The organism is Lacipirellulaceae bacterium (assembly GCA_040218535.1).
Classification (GTDB): domain Bacteria; phylum Planctomycetota; class Planctomycetia; order Pirellulales; family Lacipirellulaceae; genus Adhaeretor.
Genome location: JAVJRG010000012.1, coordinates 191,607 through 205,655, shown reverse-complemented (window position 1 = coordinate 205,655; position 14,049 = coordinate 191,607). Strand labels below are relative to the sequence as shown.

The following is a 14,049-nucleotide window of genomic DNA, read 5'->3' as shown; positions in this document are numbered from 1 at the left end:
CTCATGGAAGATGAATGGCGTTACTCCACCATCACATCCTGCACCAACACCACCCAGCCGGTTGAGCGTTTTTCTCCATCCGCCTCCAGGTCATAGTAGACCGGCTCAAATGCTCCCCAGTGAAGCTTCGCTTCTGCCTCGTCCAGCGGGTCGCGATAGCCGGTGATAAACATACCACGTTCTTCTTTGACTGCCTTCTTCATCGAGGCAAGGATTTCGCCATCAAACCGCGGCATGTCTTTCGGATCGGTCGTGCTTTGATACTCGGGGTGATCTAGAACCAATCCCTCTTCGGCATTCCCCGCCAAATAGTCGGGCCGAGTATCAACGAGCAGCACTTCATTATCGCCGCTTGATTTGAGGTCTAAACGCTCCAGCGTGCCCACTTCGACTGACAGAGAAAGCACGCCCAACACCTCACTACTCTTGTCATACGGGGTTTCAAAAATCGGGACGGAAAACGCAACTTTGATCTTCGCTGGTTTGCCCGTCTTCTTATCCGGACTCCCCTCGTAGACTGTGGAAAGGTTAGGTCGAGTGATCGGTCTGGCACTCGAGACTTCCTTCTTGGACAGGTTTCTTCCGCCACCGTGGAAATAGTCGCGGTACGCATAGTTCTTCCCGATACTGTCCTTCGTTGGCTTGCGCGCGACTTGAGTGCCATCGCGCGAATTGATAAACCAACTATCGGGTCGCAGATCGGTATGCTCGCTGGAAAACGCCCCTAGCCATTCCTGAAGTTGTCGAATCACATCAAATTCTTCAGGGTCCCGGTTATAGTCCTTCAGCAACGCGCGGAGGCGTTCGTCCTCACTAGCCAGCACGAGCACGTCGAAGCGGGCTTCGATTTGCGGAGCTAAATTCGTCGTCACGGCCGTGTGTGCAAAGCTCGGGAGAGTCTTCTCCGCCGTTTCGCGGGCATTTTCGGCCGCACGGTTCGCGTTCCGTTGCATCATCCAAATTGTACCGCCCAGCATGCCCGCCATGGCCAAGAGCGGCATGGCAGTCCCCAGCATCCAGCGTCGCGTCGGGTACATGCTGCCGGTGCCGCTGCGGATTTTCGACCACAGTGTGTCCTGCCGCGAGGGCATGTCGCTGTGCGTGGGCGTGAGCGCTTCAATGCGTCCGGATTGCTCGTCGTACTGCCGACGCAGCGCCGCCAAGTCGTGCCCCTCAAGAAACGGCACCAACGCTTCGGCCACCTCCGCCGGCGACGCATACCGATCGGCTTGCCGCTTAGCCGTCATCTTCTTCAAAACGTCCCAGAGCTTCTTCGGTATATTCGCTGACCGAATCGGCGGTAGCGGCTGCTTTTCGTGCGCTTTCTCAGGCCGCAGATCGGAATCAATAAACGGTGGATTCCCGGCTAGCAAATGATAGAGCGTACAGCCTAGTGAGTAGATGTCCGCCCGAATGTCGACGCTCGTGGTCTTCCATTGCTCAGGCGGCATGTACATGCCCGTGCCCATCGCTTTGTTGTCGTAACGCGTGAGGCGGTCATCCCCTTGGTCGGCCAGCAACGCGAGCCCTAGATCCAAGATTTTCACCACGCCCAGTTCTTGATCGCCGTTGGAGGGCTGAGAGTGATCGCTGTGCAGCTTGTCTCCATCAACAAGCGTTAACATTAGGTTCGAGGGCTTGATATCGCGGTGCACCATCTCGTGACGGTGGATGTATTCCAAACCTTGGGCCGCTTGGCGGATGATCTCGCAGGCGTCGGGAACCGCGAGCGGACCGACCTTGGAAACCAGCTCATCAAGCCCCACCCCTTCGAGATACTCCATCACCAAGTAATGGACTTTGTCCGTGGGATTCGAGCTATCGATCGCTACGACGATGTTCTTATGCTCCAGCTTCCCGACCGCTTTAATCTCGTTGTAAAAGCGGTTGATCACGTCCTTGTGGCCAGGTCCTACGTACTGCGGCTTGATCACTTTCACGGCACGCAGCCGGTCGAATTGCTTATGGCGTGCCTTATACACATCGCCCATGCCGCCCGCACCAAGTTGGCCTTCGAGTACGTAGTTTCCGACTTGCTTGATGGCTGAACCCACAACGGCGATGCCACCGGTGGGGTCGGTCTCCGCCTCAGCAAAGCCCATTGTGGGGATTACCGTCCACTGGCGGTGTGAATGGCTTTTCGGCTCGTTGCGCATCGTCCGCGGGCCGACCTCGTCGTAGAGCACCTCGTGCACTTCAACCATGCCGATGCCTTTGAGCTCGCGACGGCCATGCAGGTAGAGCTTAATCCCATCGAGACCCACGTCATCGAGGATCGCCATCACGCTACGACTGCAAAGAATCTGACCGCCGGTGGCGTAGTCGTTCAGGCGGGCCGCATAGTCGACGCTCTTGCCGACGAAGTTATCCGGGTCACTCGGGTCGACCTGCGGCACGCCAACGTGGACGCTCATCCGCGTTTCGACATGCTCGCCGCTGGGCAGCACGATCGGTTGGTCGCGGTGGCTTTCTTGAACGTCGACCGCCCATTGAGCCGCCTGGATCGTGTTGTCGAACACCAGGAAGTGACCGTCTCCTGCCGTGGAGACAACCCGCCCGCCCATCTCAATGAGCTTTGCTTCGATCCGCGCACGATGCGGCGTGAGGACCGTCTGAATGAACGCAAGATCACGCTCTGTCACGCTGCGGCCGGTCATCTCATTCTTGAGACGCACCGAACCGCAGATGTCCGTGAACAGAAAGGTCTTGAGTTCGGCCATGGAGACTTAAGTGTCTTGCCCTTTAATAACGGCTTTCAACCCGCGTGTGGCTGGGGACGAGCCCCGCGAGCCCCCAGTGGTCTGAAAAGCTGGGGGCTCGCGGGGCTCGTCCCCAGCCACCCATGGCAGAGTTAATATCGCACAATCGGATAAACCGAGCGTGTGTAGCCGTGATCAACTCGGGTCACGGTGCCGCCCAGAATCGGACGGTAACGTTGACGCACTCGGACTGTTGGTTCGTAGACAACGGGTGTCGCCACGGGTTCCACCACCGTCGGGGCGTAGTACGTGACGGTGCGTACCGGAGCGGGCTGAGCGACAACGACGGGTCGCTGGACAACCACCGGGGCGGGTGCTGCGACCACAGGGGTACTCACGACCGGTGCAGGCGCGTAGTAGACGGTTCGGGGCACTAGGGCGGGGCGATAGTAAGTGACGACCTGGGCCTCAGCCGTTGTCGAAACCAAGCAAGCCGCGGTAAGGGCCAAGAGAGAAACGAGCGATTTCATAGTCCATTCTCCAAAAACTCAAATCAGCGATAAAACTGAAACAAAATCCCTGGCCAAATCCGACGCGGTAGGCCGCATATCCAGTATCTCACGCTAGCTTCAGCAAAGCAACCTACGCGACAGAGAATGACCATTAACCAAATCCAGAATGACCAATTCACGCGCTCGAACCGCTTGCGATTGGTCATTGGTCCTTTAGGCTTGGTCGTTAGATTGATGGCATTTTTTCCTTACCGGCCAATTACAGTATGAGCGACTCCAACTCAAAGAATGCACCCCTGTCCGACATGCGACGCCAGTACCAGCAGGCAGGCCTAAGAAAGGCCGACTGCGACGCTTGCCCTTTTGAGCAATTTCGCGTGTGGTTCGAGCAGGCACGCGAGGCCTGCTCCGACGAGTGGTTCGAATCCAACGCGATGACCCTGTCGACATCGACATCGACGGGGATCGTTAGTGCTCGGATCGTTCTCCTGAAGGCGTTCGACGCGCAGGGCTTTGTCTTCTTTACGAATTACGATTCCCAGAAAGGCGAAGAACTTGCTGCCAATCCGAATGCCGCACTGACGCTCTACTGGGGTCCGTTAGAGCGTCAGGTCCGCATCCTCGGAACGGTTACGAAGACCTCACGCGAGCAATCAGTCGAATACTTTCACAGCCGACCACGCGGCAGCCAATTGGGAGCGATCGTTTCGCAACAATCCTCGGTTGTTCCCAACCGCGAGGCATTAGAAAGTAGTCTTCAGCAACTTGAACAAAAACACGCTGGAGAAGAAGTGCCTGTGCCTGAACACTGGGGAGGATTCCGGCTTGAGCCCACGGAGATTGAATTCTGGCAAGGACGGCCTAATCGGTTGCATGATCGGATCAGGTATCGTCGTGATGGAGGAGTGTGGATTATCGAAAGGCTGGCTCCGTAATCAGATCCCCAAATTCGCCAGCGCCGCCGCGACTTGGTTGACCGCACGCGTCAGCTTGGGATGTTCGGTTTCGATCTCTAATAAGTAACTCTGAAGCTGCTCCGTAAACGAAGGCTCCTCCGCTGGCGTTTCTAATGCCTCTTTGGTCTCGCTTGCCAACCGCCGATCGATTTCCTCGGAAAGTTGTTCTAAAGATTCTCGTGTTGGCACGTCAAACTGCTCAGGCCGAGCTAGTTCGCGTTTGAGTTCTTCGAGGGTCTCACGAAGTTCTTGGCTATTCATTGCAAAATCCCTTGAGTTGTGACGAAAGCCCTGTCGCCTGCTTCATTCTGAGCGTTGAACGTGGGACAGTCAAACTTAGCGTTATTCAGCACCCCAGAGCCGTCAGGCGTAAGCCGTCGGGTTGATCTCTCGCACGCATTGATTACTTTTCTTGTAACTTCTAAGCCGCTGGGCCGACTAAATCAGTAGTGGGGCTCGGCTTTCCTGAGATCAACCGACATGGAATCAGCCGAATCCGACACTCCCGAGGACGACGTTGACGATAACGCTGAGCAGTGGCTTCAGCAGTACGGCGACAAGCTTTACTGCTTCGCCCTCCGGCACGTCTCAAGGCAAGATGTGGCTGAAGATTTAGTGCAAGAGGCACTGTTGGCGGCGTGGCGGGGGCGCAAGCGCTTCGACGGGCGAAGCACCCGCGAGACGTGGCTAATCAGTATTCTTCGCCACAAAATCATTGATTATTTGCGAAAGCCGCGGCGTGAATCGCAACCCTTGCAGACCGAGAATGATGGTGGAGAAGAGCTGTTTGACAGTGAGGGCTACTGGAAAGTTCGCCCCGGCACCTGGAGTGCCACGGAGCAAGCGGCTCAAAATCGCGAGTTCTGGGAAGTCCTGACAGGTTGTGTCAGTGAACTGCCTGAGCACCTCGCGACCGCGTTCAAAATGAGAGAAATATCCACTGAAACCACCAGCGAAATCTGCCAAACTCTAGGAATCACCCAAGAAAACTTGTCCGTCCGGCTCCATCGTGCGAGAGTATTGCTTAGAGGCTGCCTCGAACGACGCTGGTTCAAAGACGACTAAACTGCCCACTGCCCACTGCCCACTGCCCACTGCCCACTGCCCACTGCCCACTAATTAATGCTCAACCTCAAACAAATCCTGTTCATGCGTTGCGAGGAGACGACTCGTCTCGCTTCGGATGCGCTGGATCGACGTTTGACGTGGAGCGAGTGGCTCGGTATGAAGGGCCACATTCTCGTCTGCGCGGGGTGCAAGCAGTTTCAGAAGCAGGTGAAATTGATCGGCAAGTGGTCCAGCAAGTTACTCTCAGAGGACCCTTCTCTCGACCCTGGCGACGCAAAGCTTTCCGAACTACGCCGCGAGAAAATACGCGAAGCGCTGCGCAATTCTTAATCGCTTGGACATGTGTTCGAGCACTACCCCGAAGGGGTTTCATATCATAGCCCAGGGTTCGATTATCACGAGCCCCAGCGAGTGTGATCGTACCCTGGGTTAGAGTAGTAGACGAGAATCGACCGAGCAGTAAGTTGTGAGTACCGAAGAGTCCGACCGAGGTCGAAATGCGAAAGGATTACCTCGGCCCTTTGCAACCTCGTCAATCCGCCACCGGTAATTAAGCCTTTTCGCTCGGTCGCTGACGTTGGGCATAACGGTAACCCAGGGTGGCGATCCTCCTCGCTTAGGCTCGGATGATCTTACCCTGGGCTATGGGATGGAACCGCTTCGCGGTAGTTCCAGCAAGCTTGACGCGATCGACGAGGCTCGTTGTGTAAGCCACCTCACACAACAACTTCTTCGAAAGTTTTTCTCAACTTTCTTGTAAGCCTTCTTTCTGGCTTACGACTAAGCCCTCATGGAGACACGAGTGTGACCAGCCCTCCAATGAGTCGAGGTTGTCGCAACGGTCTGCTAGCCAGTCGCAAGAGCGGCTTGCTCTCTATTACTCGAACTTGCTTGCTAATGAATCCCTGAAATCGCGAATTTCAAACGCGGCGTCCCTGTCGCGCTAAGCAAGTATTTCATCAATTCCCTTTCCCTTTTGAGGAGATCCCTAGAGATGCTACGTACCCGCCTTTTAACAGCCGCAGTCATCGCCATCGCCGCGACAACTAGCTCACTTTCAAATGTGAAGGCACAAGACCTTCAAGTGACGATCGAGAATCTTTCCGACACAGGCGGAATTTTTCTTACGCCGCTTTGGTTTGGTTTCCACGACGGTTCATTCGACGTTTACGATCAAGGCGTCGCCGCGAGTCCAGGACTAGAGAGCCTTGCCGAGGATGGTTCATTCGCAGCCATCTCTTCAGAGTTCATGACGGCGACCAGCAGCAACGGCGAAGACTCTGCTGTCTTTGGTGCCGGGGGGCCGATTGCCCCTGGCGAAATCGCCTCAGCGACGCTCTCGGTCAGTCCTTCCAACCGTTACTTCAGCTACGCTTCGATGGTTATCCCTTCAAACGATGCCTTCATCGCCAATGGCAATCCTCTTGCTCACCAGGCGTTCGATGCTGGCGGGAATTTCACACCGATCGAATTCCTCGTTCTCGGCACTGAGGTACTCGACGCAGGCACCGAGTTGAACACCGAAATGGAAGCGGCTTTTCTCAATCAGACCGGCCCCAACACTGGTGATGATGAAAATGGCGTGGTCGCTTTGCATCCGGGCTTCATCGGATCGATTGGTAACCCTGGTGGAACGCCAATTATTTTAAGCGGCAGTGCTATCAACGCTGCTGGTGCTTCGATCGACACAATCGCTGCCGACTTCACTGCAGCCGGCTATGAGGTAGCTCGAATTAGCGTATCCCAGATTCCTGAGCCAACCAGCTTAGTTCTCCTCGGCTTGTCGCTTTCCGGTATGGGATTGGTTCGTCGCCGGTAGAAATAACATTGAACGACAGACGGTAGGTCGGCAGAGAAGAGGCACTTTGAAGCTGGCCCCACGTGAGGATCGCCTTCAAGCCCGCTATCGCGGCTTGGGGGCGATCTTCTTTTGAAGTGTCAGATCCTGAGCCGAGAAGCGTCAGCTCTTGGGTCGAGCGTGTTGAATGGTAACCCGAGGGCTTACGCACCTCGGCCCATAAAGCGACTCACCCGACCGTCGCCATGAACAACTCACGAAAGAGATTCGCAGGCAGCGCACCTTCAGAGAACTCGCAGCCGACTTCATAACACTGGCGTTGCTGTTTGAGGCAGCGGCGAACTCTCAGGACTAAGTGTTCTTCCTCAGGCAGCCAGATACGAACCTCCGACATCGGTAGCAATTGGATCGGAGAATAGATTCCTAGCCCGACTCGCGACGCATCACGGATATAGATGCCGTGGTAGGTCTCATCCTGTCGGAGAATCGCTGGCACACGGACATTAATGCGTTCAAACTGACGTCGAGTGTCAGGGAACGCTGGCTGTTGCTGTTCCGCTCCGTAGAACTCCGCGCCCCCCAACGGCAGCATGGCCTGCGAAGGTAGCGAGCGCCACAACTTCGGCATCAGTTCTGCTGAAATGCATCGATCCAGCATCGGACCATCTCCGCATCAAATTGGGTGCCAGAACCTTCTTCCAAGAATCCGAGCACTTCCGCCAAAGGTGCTGGACGTCGATAGGGTCGTTTACTGGTGAGGGCGTCAAACACATCAACCACAGCGATCATCTTCGCCCAAGGGTGAATCTCGCTGGCGTCGACTCGTACAGGGTAGCCCGTGCCGTCGACTTTCTCGTGATGCTGGTAGACCATCATCAGCTGGTCATGCGTCAAATCATCACGCAGGCACAGCTCCTCGTAGCCGTAGCGGGGGTGCTCTTGAATCACGGCCCGCTGCTGAGCAGTCAGTCGACCTTTCGTCTTCAATATATCAGCCGGAATACGCCGCTTGCCGACATCATGGAGGATGGCGCCGGTGGCGATTTGCTCAAGCTCGTTCGGATCAGTAATCCCCAGGTGTTCGGCCAACACCACGGCATAGCCGGCGACATTCGTCACGTGCATGAACGTGTAGGCATCGTGCTCGGCGATTTGGAACAACTCGCTGGGCACGGCATTCCCGCCCTGCAGAAGTCCGGAGACTTGCTTGCCCATCTTGTTGGCCAAGCCCACGAACTTGTCGCAGTTGGTCAGGCGAAAAGCCGAATCGACTTCCGCTGCGACAGCGGTTTGTAAAACGGCAAAGCGCTTATCGGTGGCGAGCGACTCATCAGCGATGATGTCTTCGAGTCTGCCGAGCAACTCTTCGGAGACGGCATCGAAAGCATTCTGTTCCAGGAACAGAGACTTGTGTCCGCGTCGTTCTAGTTCGGCAAAGTCGTGCTCCTCGATTCGCTTTTCACTGCCCGCGTAGAGCTTGTAGGCGTTCTGCCCCGTCATGCGGCAATAGACGTCCACGTCGTGCCGCTCAGTCAGTCGATAGGCATCCAGCGAGATCGGCACATAAGGTGTCGTCGCGGCGTCGGCTGCGATATCTGGATTTGCAAGAGCAACTGTCATGATGTCGAATCGCCGGACGTAAGCCAGCGTCGTCAAGATCAAGCCTCCCGGCCCAGGGAGCGCTAACCTGAAAACCTAGCTCATGCTGAGAACACTCGTCGCAACGAATGCCCGCAATTCTGCCTGTGCCGATTATTCGGGCGGTAGGGAACGCCCTCTACGCTCACGTCTTCGTAGCGCGCTCAATCGCCCCAGACGGTATGCCGATAGAAATCACCCGTACTGTTCCCAAGTGTTCCCGTGCACCGGGACGATCAAAACCAATCTTGCTCGTAGCGAACGTACAGGTCAGGTCGGCACGCACCGTTGGATCCGCGGCTTCTCCGGTGTCGCAATCCAGCCCACTTGGGAGGTCGAGAGCGAGCTTCCGGGTGTGCTGGTTGTTCATCCAGCGAATGGTTGAGTCGTAAGGAGACCGCGGCGTCCCCTGTGCTCCCGTTCCCAGCATGGCATCCACCAGCCAAGTCGCTTGCCCAACATGCTCGTCAAGCGAGGCTGGTAAGTCGCCTACCGCTGAGAGGTCGACGATCGGGGACTCGCAGTTTTGAAGGACTCGATAGTTCGCCAACGCATCCCCTCGTAGCTCATCGGGAGACGCGAGCAAAAGGACTTTCGACCGCACGCCGCGTATTTCGAGATGACGAGCGAGAACGAATCCGTCGCCAGCGTTGTTCCCTTTGCCACAAAGTATGACAACTTCAGAGGGTTGCGAATCGCCGGTTTCGATTTCGTGGCCGAGCAAAACATCGGCGACACCTCGACCGGCGTTTTCCATCAGTACGAGGCCAGAGAAGCCGTACTCGTCGATGGCGATCTGATCGACCCGTCGTGATTGTTCGCGGGTGAGGGAGGGTAGGGCATTCATCTCAAATTTGCAGTTACAGACTCGTTACAAAAGATGGGGTTATTTGCCCGTATCATACAGAAGTGACGCTCAGATTACTCACAATCATTGCTTCCTTACTCCAACCCCTAGCCGCGGAGCTACGCCTCCGCCGGTAACTGACCGAAGGATTCTCCCTTTTCTCAAACAGGAGCCCCCAAATGAAATCGCTACTTACACTCTTCGCCTTTGCAGCGACCACCTGCATAACAGCCGTCGCCCAAGCTTGTGGCGGTTTGGGTTTCTTCCATGATGATAACCCCGAATCCGTCGAACGCGTCGAGCAATTCGTCCAAGAGATGCGCGCGTTAGGCCCGGAAGGACTAACGGCAGCGCTGGAAGAATACAGCCGCGGTTGCCGGGGACAGAAAGGGCTGACCCCAGAAACACACAAGCGTTGGCAGGCGGCGCTCGACCAAATCGCCGCCCAACGCGGCGCCGCCACCAGCCGGCTTTATTGGTACACCGATCTCGAAGCCGCGAAAGTCGCCGCTGAAAAGTCCGAAAAGCCGATCCTCAGCCTCCGCATGCTGGGCAAGCTCACCGACGAGTACAGTTGCGCGAACAGCCGCTTCTTTCGCACAACGCTGTACGCGAATGAAGAGATCAGCAACGCCCTGCGTGAGCGTTTCGTCCTCCACTGGCAATCGGTCCGGCCCGTGCCCAAGGTGACCATCGACTTCGGAGATGGACGGAAGTTGGAACGCACGCTGACAGGAAACAGCGCGCACTATATCCTTTCCCCCCAAGGAAGGCCACTTGATGTGCTGCCGGGACTTTATAGCCCACAGAAGTTTCTAAGCTGGCTTGGTCGGGTTGAGCAGCTCGCTCAGCACTTCATCCACATCCCAAAATACGACCGGGTCGAACCGACGCGCATTCGTGAACTACGGCGTTATCATCAAAAAAGCGAGCAAGCCATCCTGGCGGCTTGGAGAAAGGATCTCGTTACCATCGGCACGCCCCAGCCTCTCGCAGTTCCAACCACTGCGTTTAATAATGCAATTCCGCCGAAGGCACCCCTCGCCAAAGAGGCGATGCCGCTGGCCATGAGCAAATCGCTTGTCGAAGCACCCCTGTTGCCGCTTGTAGCGGAGCAGCCAGCCAATGAGCCGGCAAGTCCTGATGCGGTCGAAAGCGCACAAGTGGCTGTAGCGAAGCGAGCGGTGGCAGCGCCGATGATCCGAAACTTCGTGGCTCGCGGCGAGAGGCTCGACAAAACAACCTCCGACGAGCAGTGGGAGAAAATCGCGGCACTGCACCGCGACGAAACGAAGCTCGACCCGTCTTCAGTGGCAGTGATTCGCAACGAGAATGAAGACCCGCGGGAAGCAGCCCGCCGTGCGTCCAGTAAACGCAGAGTGGAAGACCCAATACTCGCACTCGTTCAAGAATTCGAGAGCAACATCACGCTCGACACCGTGAAGAACGAATATCAACTTCACCGCCGAATCCACCGGTGGTTCCTCGACGGCACGATCACGAGCGATTTCGACCAGCTCAACGAAAAGGTCTACGCAGAGCTGTTCCTCACGCCCTCAAGCGACCCCTGGCTAGGATTGGCCCCGGCGAACGTTTACACAGCACTAGACAAAGGCGGAAAAGTCGCACAGTAACGTAGCTCGGCCCTCCAGGGCTGAGTAAAGAGAATTCTCCGCTAGAATAAAGACAAGGCTACTCGGGAATTTAGCCGCAGAGCTTGCTCGGCGCTGGGAGGGTGTAAGAGCCGAGCGCCGAGCAAGCTCGGCGGCTAAACCCACGAAACTAGCGCCTCGCGCCTAATTACTATCAACCCCATGCCCACCATCCTCACCATCGAAGACGACACCGCCATCCGCCGCGGGGTCGTCGATGCGCTCACGTATGCGGGGCACGAGGTCCTCGAAGAGGGCGACGGCACACAAGGCTGCGAGACGGCTCTCCGCCGTCAGTTCGATCTGCTGCTGCTCGACATGGTACTGCCCGGCAAGACGGGCCTAGAAATCCTCGCCGCAGTTCGCAACGCTAAGCCGACTTTACCGGTGATCATCCTCAGTGCGCGTGGCGAAGAGAATGACCGCGTTAGCGGGCTCAAACTTGGCGCCGACGATTATGTGGTGAAACCGTTCAGCGTCACGGAGTTGCTCGCTCGGGTCGAAGCCGTGTTGCGACGTTCGCCTAGTCGCCCGACCGACATTCAAGAACTAGAATTGCCGGGAGTCCGAGTCGACTTCGCCCGGAGTGAAGCCACTTCCGACGACGGCGAGCGTATTGAGTTATCCGAGAAAGAATGCGATTTGTTGCGCTACCTTTCCCGACACCGCCAGCGGGCCGTCCAGCGTGAAGAACTATTAGAAAACGTCTGGCAAATCGACGCACGGGGCGTGAGTACACGCACGGTCGATATGCATGTAGCACGCCTGCGCGAGAAACTCGGTGCCGAGGTAATTTCCACCGTGAGAGGAAAGGGTTACATGCTCGCGTGAGGTACGCCTCGTGCCTCGTCATACCCTACGGAGATTCTTCCAACAATCCATCATTCATCGTTCCTAGTACATCAATCGGTATGTCTCCCCGCAAAGCCTGGCTCATCTATGCCGTCTGCTCGCTCGTCGTTCTCGCGACGATCGGTTGGCTGCTGCGTCAGTCGCTTGAAGCGGACAAGCTACGTTTTCAAGCGGAGCAGGGAGCTTTGCGCGAGCAAGATGTCCGACTCGCCCTCTGGCGGATGGACACCAAGCTCGCCCCGCTCATCGCGGAAGAGACTGCGAGACCTCACTACGCGTATCAAGCTGAGAGTATCCTCAACCCATCGCTTGCGGTTTCGCCGTACAACGTTTACCTCAATTTCGAGGCTGACCAACTAGGCAACTGGCGCTCGCCCCAGGCACCCGCGAAAGAGACAGTTCAACAACAGAGCCAACAGCAAGCACTTCAGCCGGAACCCGTTCCATCGGAGCAACTGGAAGACAATCGCAAACGACTTGAACGACTCTCTCATAACGTCGACGTGCAAAATCTGCTCGCCGCTCTGCCCGAGCAATCCAACAGAATCATCCCAGCTCCTACTTCCGAGAGCCTCCCTCGCGAGACAGAGCCTGATGCGTTGGACAGAACAAATGGTGAGTACCGAGATCCGAAAAAGGGTAATATCGCCAGTGGTGAATATGGAGCGCCATACGGAGAAGAGTATGGCGGTGGCTACGGCAAAGCGGCCAACGGCCCGCCGCAAATCGCCCTCCCGAAGGTCGCTTCCCAAGCAAAGAAGGGCGACTTCGAGCAACGCGGCAAACGCTACCAACAGCAAGCTCGCCAAGAGCTAACCAAGCAACGTGGCAACTACTACAACAATGCACCCAATCCGCCTGCATTTGATGGCGAAGCTCAGCAAGCCAGTGACGACCCTTTCGGCGCGACCGACGTTATTGAAAGCATCAGTCGTCCCCTCTGGATGAACGACCAATTACTGCTAGCCAGACGAGTCACCCGCAATGGAGAACTGTTTGTGCAAGGAAGCTGGCTCGATTGGCCAAACCTGAAGCAGGATCTGCTTGCCGAAGTCGCCGATCTCTTTCCAACCGCAGACTTAGTTCCCTTAGAGGACGCCGAGTCCGGCGACCCCTCGCGGATGCTCGCCGGCTTGCCGGTCGAGTTCCGAGTGCCACACCTCAAGAACATCTACCTCCCTTCGCCAGGAGTGATTCGCAACCTCGCGATCAGCGCCGTTGCCGTGCTGGCCGCCTTGCTTTCCGTCGGCGCGTTACTGTGGGGCGTCCTGGCTTTGAGCGAACGCCGCGCTGCGTTCGTCTCCTCGGTGACTCACGAGTTACGCACGCCCCTGACCACGTTTCGGATGTATTCCGAAATGCTCGCCGGCGGGATGGTTCCGCAAGAGCAGCGACGTCAGGAGTATCTCGAAACGCTGCGTGTCGAGTCCGAGCGACTCTCTCACCTAGTCGAGAACGTGCTGAGTTACGCAAGGCTCGAACGGGGCAGGGGACCAACCCTTGATGACTCGACGACACCAGGTGAATTGGTCGACCGATTCGAGAAAAGGCTCACTGATCGGGCCAAGCTCGCCGAGATGGAGCTTGTTGTCGAACTCGATAGGGAAGTTGCCGACGCCACGTTGCGAAGCGATATTGGCGTTGTTGAGCAAATCCTATTCAACCTTGTCGATAACGCCGCCAAGTACGCGAGCAACTCTGAGGATCGCCGCATACATCTCACCGCCACCTGTGGCTTCGCCGGGGCTAAGCCGCAAGCGGTGCGTTTCGTAGTCCGCGACTATGGACCTGGCTACGAGTCAGAAAGGAAAGCAACGCGATCCGTCGCTTTCAGCAAGAGCGCCCAGAAGGCCGCCGAAAGTGCCCCTGGGGTCGGTCTCGGTTTGGCCCTCTGCCGACGTTTGGCAAAACAACTCGGCGGCAAGCTCGAAGTCGCCAACCACGCCCAAGGCGGCGCCGAAGCAACGCTGACCCTGCCGCTCGCGGCTTAGCCACCCCGCGCTAGTCCGATTCTCTAGCGGGCGATA

At 56.8% G+C, this 14,049-nt stretch carries 13 protein-coding genes; 7 read left to right on the top strand and 6 right to left on the bottom strand.

Features of this window, described 5'->3' with window-relative positions; all coding sequences use genetic code 11:
* Positions 1-20: 20 nt before the first annotated feature.
* Together RIB44_14785 and RIB44_14780 are read right to left on the bottom strand one after the other, a co-directional pair.
* Entirely contained in the window at positions 21-2,720 is a 2,700-nt protein-coding gene (locus tag RIB44_14785; GenBank protein ID MEQ8617836.1) for a protein kinase, read from the bottom strand.
* A gap of 131 nt (positions 2,721-2,851) precedes the next feature.
* The gene (locus RIB44_14780) at positions 2,852-3,229 is read right to left on the bottom strand and encodes a hypothetical protein (protein MEQ8617835.1); all 378 of its coding nucleotides are present in this window, start codon (positions 3,227-3,229) and stop codon (positions 2,852-2,854) included.
* A 248-nt stretch (positions 3,230-3,477) separates the two neighbouring features.
* Here RIB44_14780 and pdxH point away from each other — a divergent pair, with 248 nt between their 5' ends.
* On the top strand, positions 3,478-4,146 hold the full coding sequence (pdxH, locus tag RIB44_14775; GenBank protein MEQ8617834.1) for a pyridoxamine 5'-phosphate oxidase: 669 nt from the start codon (positions 3,478-3,480) through the stop codon (positions 4,144-4,146).
* Here the strand turns inward: pdxH and RIB44_14770 are convergent, their stop codons facing one another.
* The gene (locus tag RIB44_14770) at positions 4,147-4,428 is read right to left on the bottom strand and encodes a DUF4404 family protein (GenBank protein MEQ8617833.1); all 282 of its coding nucleotides are present in this window, start codon (positions 4,426-4,428) and stop codon (positions 4,147-4,149) included.
* Between the two features lie 219 nt (positions 4,429-4,647).
* On the opposite strand from RIB44_14770, the gene RIB44_14765 reads away from it, so the two are divergent.
* The 3 genes from RIB44_14765 to RIB44_14755 all read left to right on the top strand — a co-directional run bounded on the left by RIB44_14765 (position 4,648) and on the right by RIB44_14755 (position 7,054).
* Entirely contained in the window at positions 4,648-5,232 is a 585-nt protein-coding gene (locus tag RIB44_14765) for a sigma-70 family RNA polymerase sigma factor (protein ID MEQ8617832.1), read from the top strand.
* A gap of 57 nt (positions 5,233-5,289) precedes the next feature.
* Positions 5,290-5,565 carry a hypothetical protein gene (locus tag RIB44_14760; protein ID MEQ8617831.1) on the top strand — a complete coding sequence of 92 codons (276 nt, stop codon included), beginning with the start codon at positions 5,290-5,292 and terminating at the stop codon, positions 5,563-5,565.
* A 664-nt stretch (positions 5,566-6,229) separates the two neighbouring features.
* Positions 6,230-7,054: a spondin domain-containing protein gene (locus tag RIB44_14755; GenBank protein MEQ8617830.1), complete on the top strand. Its 825-nt coding sequence runs from the start codon at positions 6,230-6,232 to the stop codon at positions 7,052-7,054.
* 208 nt (positions 7,055-7,262) lie between these two features.
* Here the strand turns inward: RIB44_14755 and RIB44_14750 are convergent, their stop codons facing one another.
* The 3 genes from RIB44_14750 to RIB44_14740 all read right to left on the bottom strand — a co-directional run bounded on the left by RIB44_14750 (position 7,263) and on the right by RIB44_14740 (position 9,518).
* The gene (locus RIB44_14750; protein ID MEQ8617829.1) at positions 7,263-7,691 is read right to left on the bottom strand and encodes a PilZ domain-containing protein; all 429 of its coding nucleotides are present in this window, start codon (positions 7,689-7,691) and stop codon (positions 7,263-7,265) included.
* Positions 7,661-8,653, bottom strand: a complete 993-nt coding sequence (locus RIB44_14745) for an HD domain-containing protein (GenBank protein MEQ8617828.1) — start codon at positions 8,651-8,653, stop codon at positions 7,661-7,663. Before RIB44_14745 ends, RIB44_14750 begins: the two co-directional genes overlap by 31 nt.
* A 163-nt stretch (positions 8,654-8,816) precedes the next feature.
* A complete protein-coding gene (locus tag RIB44_14740) occupies positions 8,817-9,518 on the bottom strand; it encodes an NAD(P)H-hydrate epimerase (protein MEQ8617827.1) in 702 nt (233 codons plus the stop codon).
* A 179-nt stretch (positions 9,519-9,697) separates the two neighbouring features.
* Here RIB44_14740 and RIB44_14735 point away from each other — a divergent pair, with 179 nt between their 5' ends.
* From RIB44_14735 to RIB44_14725, 3 genes are all read left to right on the top strand, one after another.
* Entirely contained in the window at positions 9,698-11,152 is a 1,455-nt protein-coding gene (locus RIB44_14735) for a hypothetical protein (GenBank protein ID MEQ8617826.1), read from the top strand.
* Between the two features lie 180 nt (positions 11,153-11,332).
* Entirely contained in the window at positions 11,333-12,001 is a 669-nt protein-coding gene (locus tag RIB44_14730) for a response regulator transcription factor (protein MEQ8617825.1), read from the top strand.
* Positions 12,002-12,081: 80 nt separating this feature from the next.
* On the top strand, positions 12,082-14,013 hold the full coding sequence (locus tag RIB44_14725) for a HAMP domain-containing sensor histidine kinase (GenBank protein MEQ8617824.1): 1,932 nt from the start codon (positions 12,082-12,084) through the stop codon (positions 14,011-14,013).
* Positions 14,014-14,049 lie beyond the last annotated feature (36 nt).

Bases quoted from the DNA above. Each gene is read 5' to 3' on its own strand.
- RIB44_14730 (MEQ8617825.1), top strand. From the start codon at position 11,333: ATGCCCACCATCCTCACCATCGAAGACGACACCGCCATCCGCCGCGGG.
- pdxH (MEQ8617834.1), top strand. From the start codon at position 3,478: ATGAGCGACTCCAACTCAAAGAATGCACCCCTGTCCGACATGCGACGC.
- RIB44_14750 (MEQ8617829.1), bottom strand. From the start codon at position 7,691: ATGCTGGATCGATGCATTTCAGCAGAACTGATGCCGAAGTTGTGGCGC.
- RIB44_14755 (MEQ8617830.1), top strand. From the start codon at position 6,230: ATGCTACGTACCCGCCTTTTAACAGCCGCAGTCATCGCCATCGCCGCG.
- RIB44_14735 (MEQ8617826.1), top strand. From the start codon at position 9,698: ATGAAATCGCTACTTACACTCTTCGCCTTTGCAGCGACCACCTGCATA.
- RIB44_14760 (MEQ8617831.1), top strand. From the start codon at position 5,290: ATGCTCAACCTCAAACAAATCCTGTTCATGCGTTGCGAGGAGACGACT.
- RIB44_14725 (MEQ8617824.1), top strand. From the start codon at position 12,082: ATGTCTCCCCGCAAAGCCTGGCTCATCTATGCCGTCTGCTCGCTCGTC.
- RIB44_14785 (MEQ8617836.1), bottom strand. From the start codon at position 2,720: ATGGCCGAACTCAAGACCTTTCTGTTCACGGACATCTGCGGTTCGGTG.
- RIB44_14780 (MEQ8617835.1), bottom strand. From the start codon at position 3,229: ATGAAATCGCTCGTTTCTCTCTTGGCCCTTACCGCGGCTTGCTTGGTT.
- RIB44_14770 (MEQ8617833.1), bottom strand. From the start codon at position 4,428: ATGAATAGCCAAGAACTTCGTGAGACCCTCGAAGAACTCAAACGCGAA.
- RIB44_14765 (MEQ8617832.1), top strand. From the start codon at position 4,648: ATGGAATCAGCCGAATCCGACACTCCCGAGGACGACGTTGACGATAAC.
- RIB44_14745 (MEQ8617828.1), bottom strand. From the start codon at position 8,653: ATGACAGTTGCTCTTGCAAATCCAGATATCGCAGCCGACGCCGCGACG.
- RIB44_14740 (MEQ8617827.1), bottom strand. From the start codon at position 9,518: ATGAATGCCCTACCCTCCCTCACCCGCGAACAATCACGACGGGTCGAT.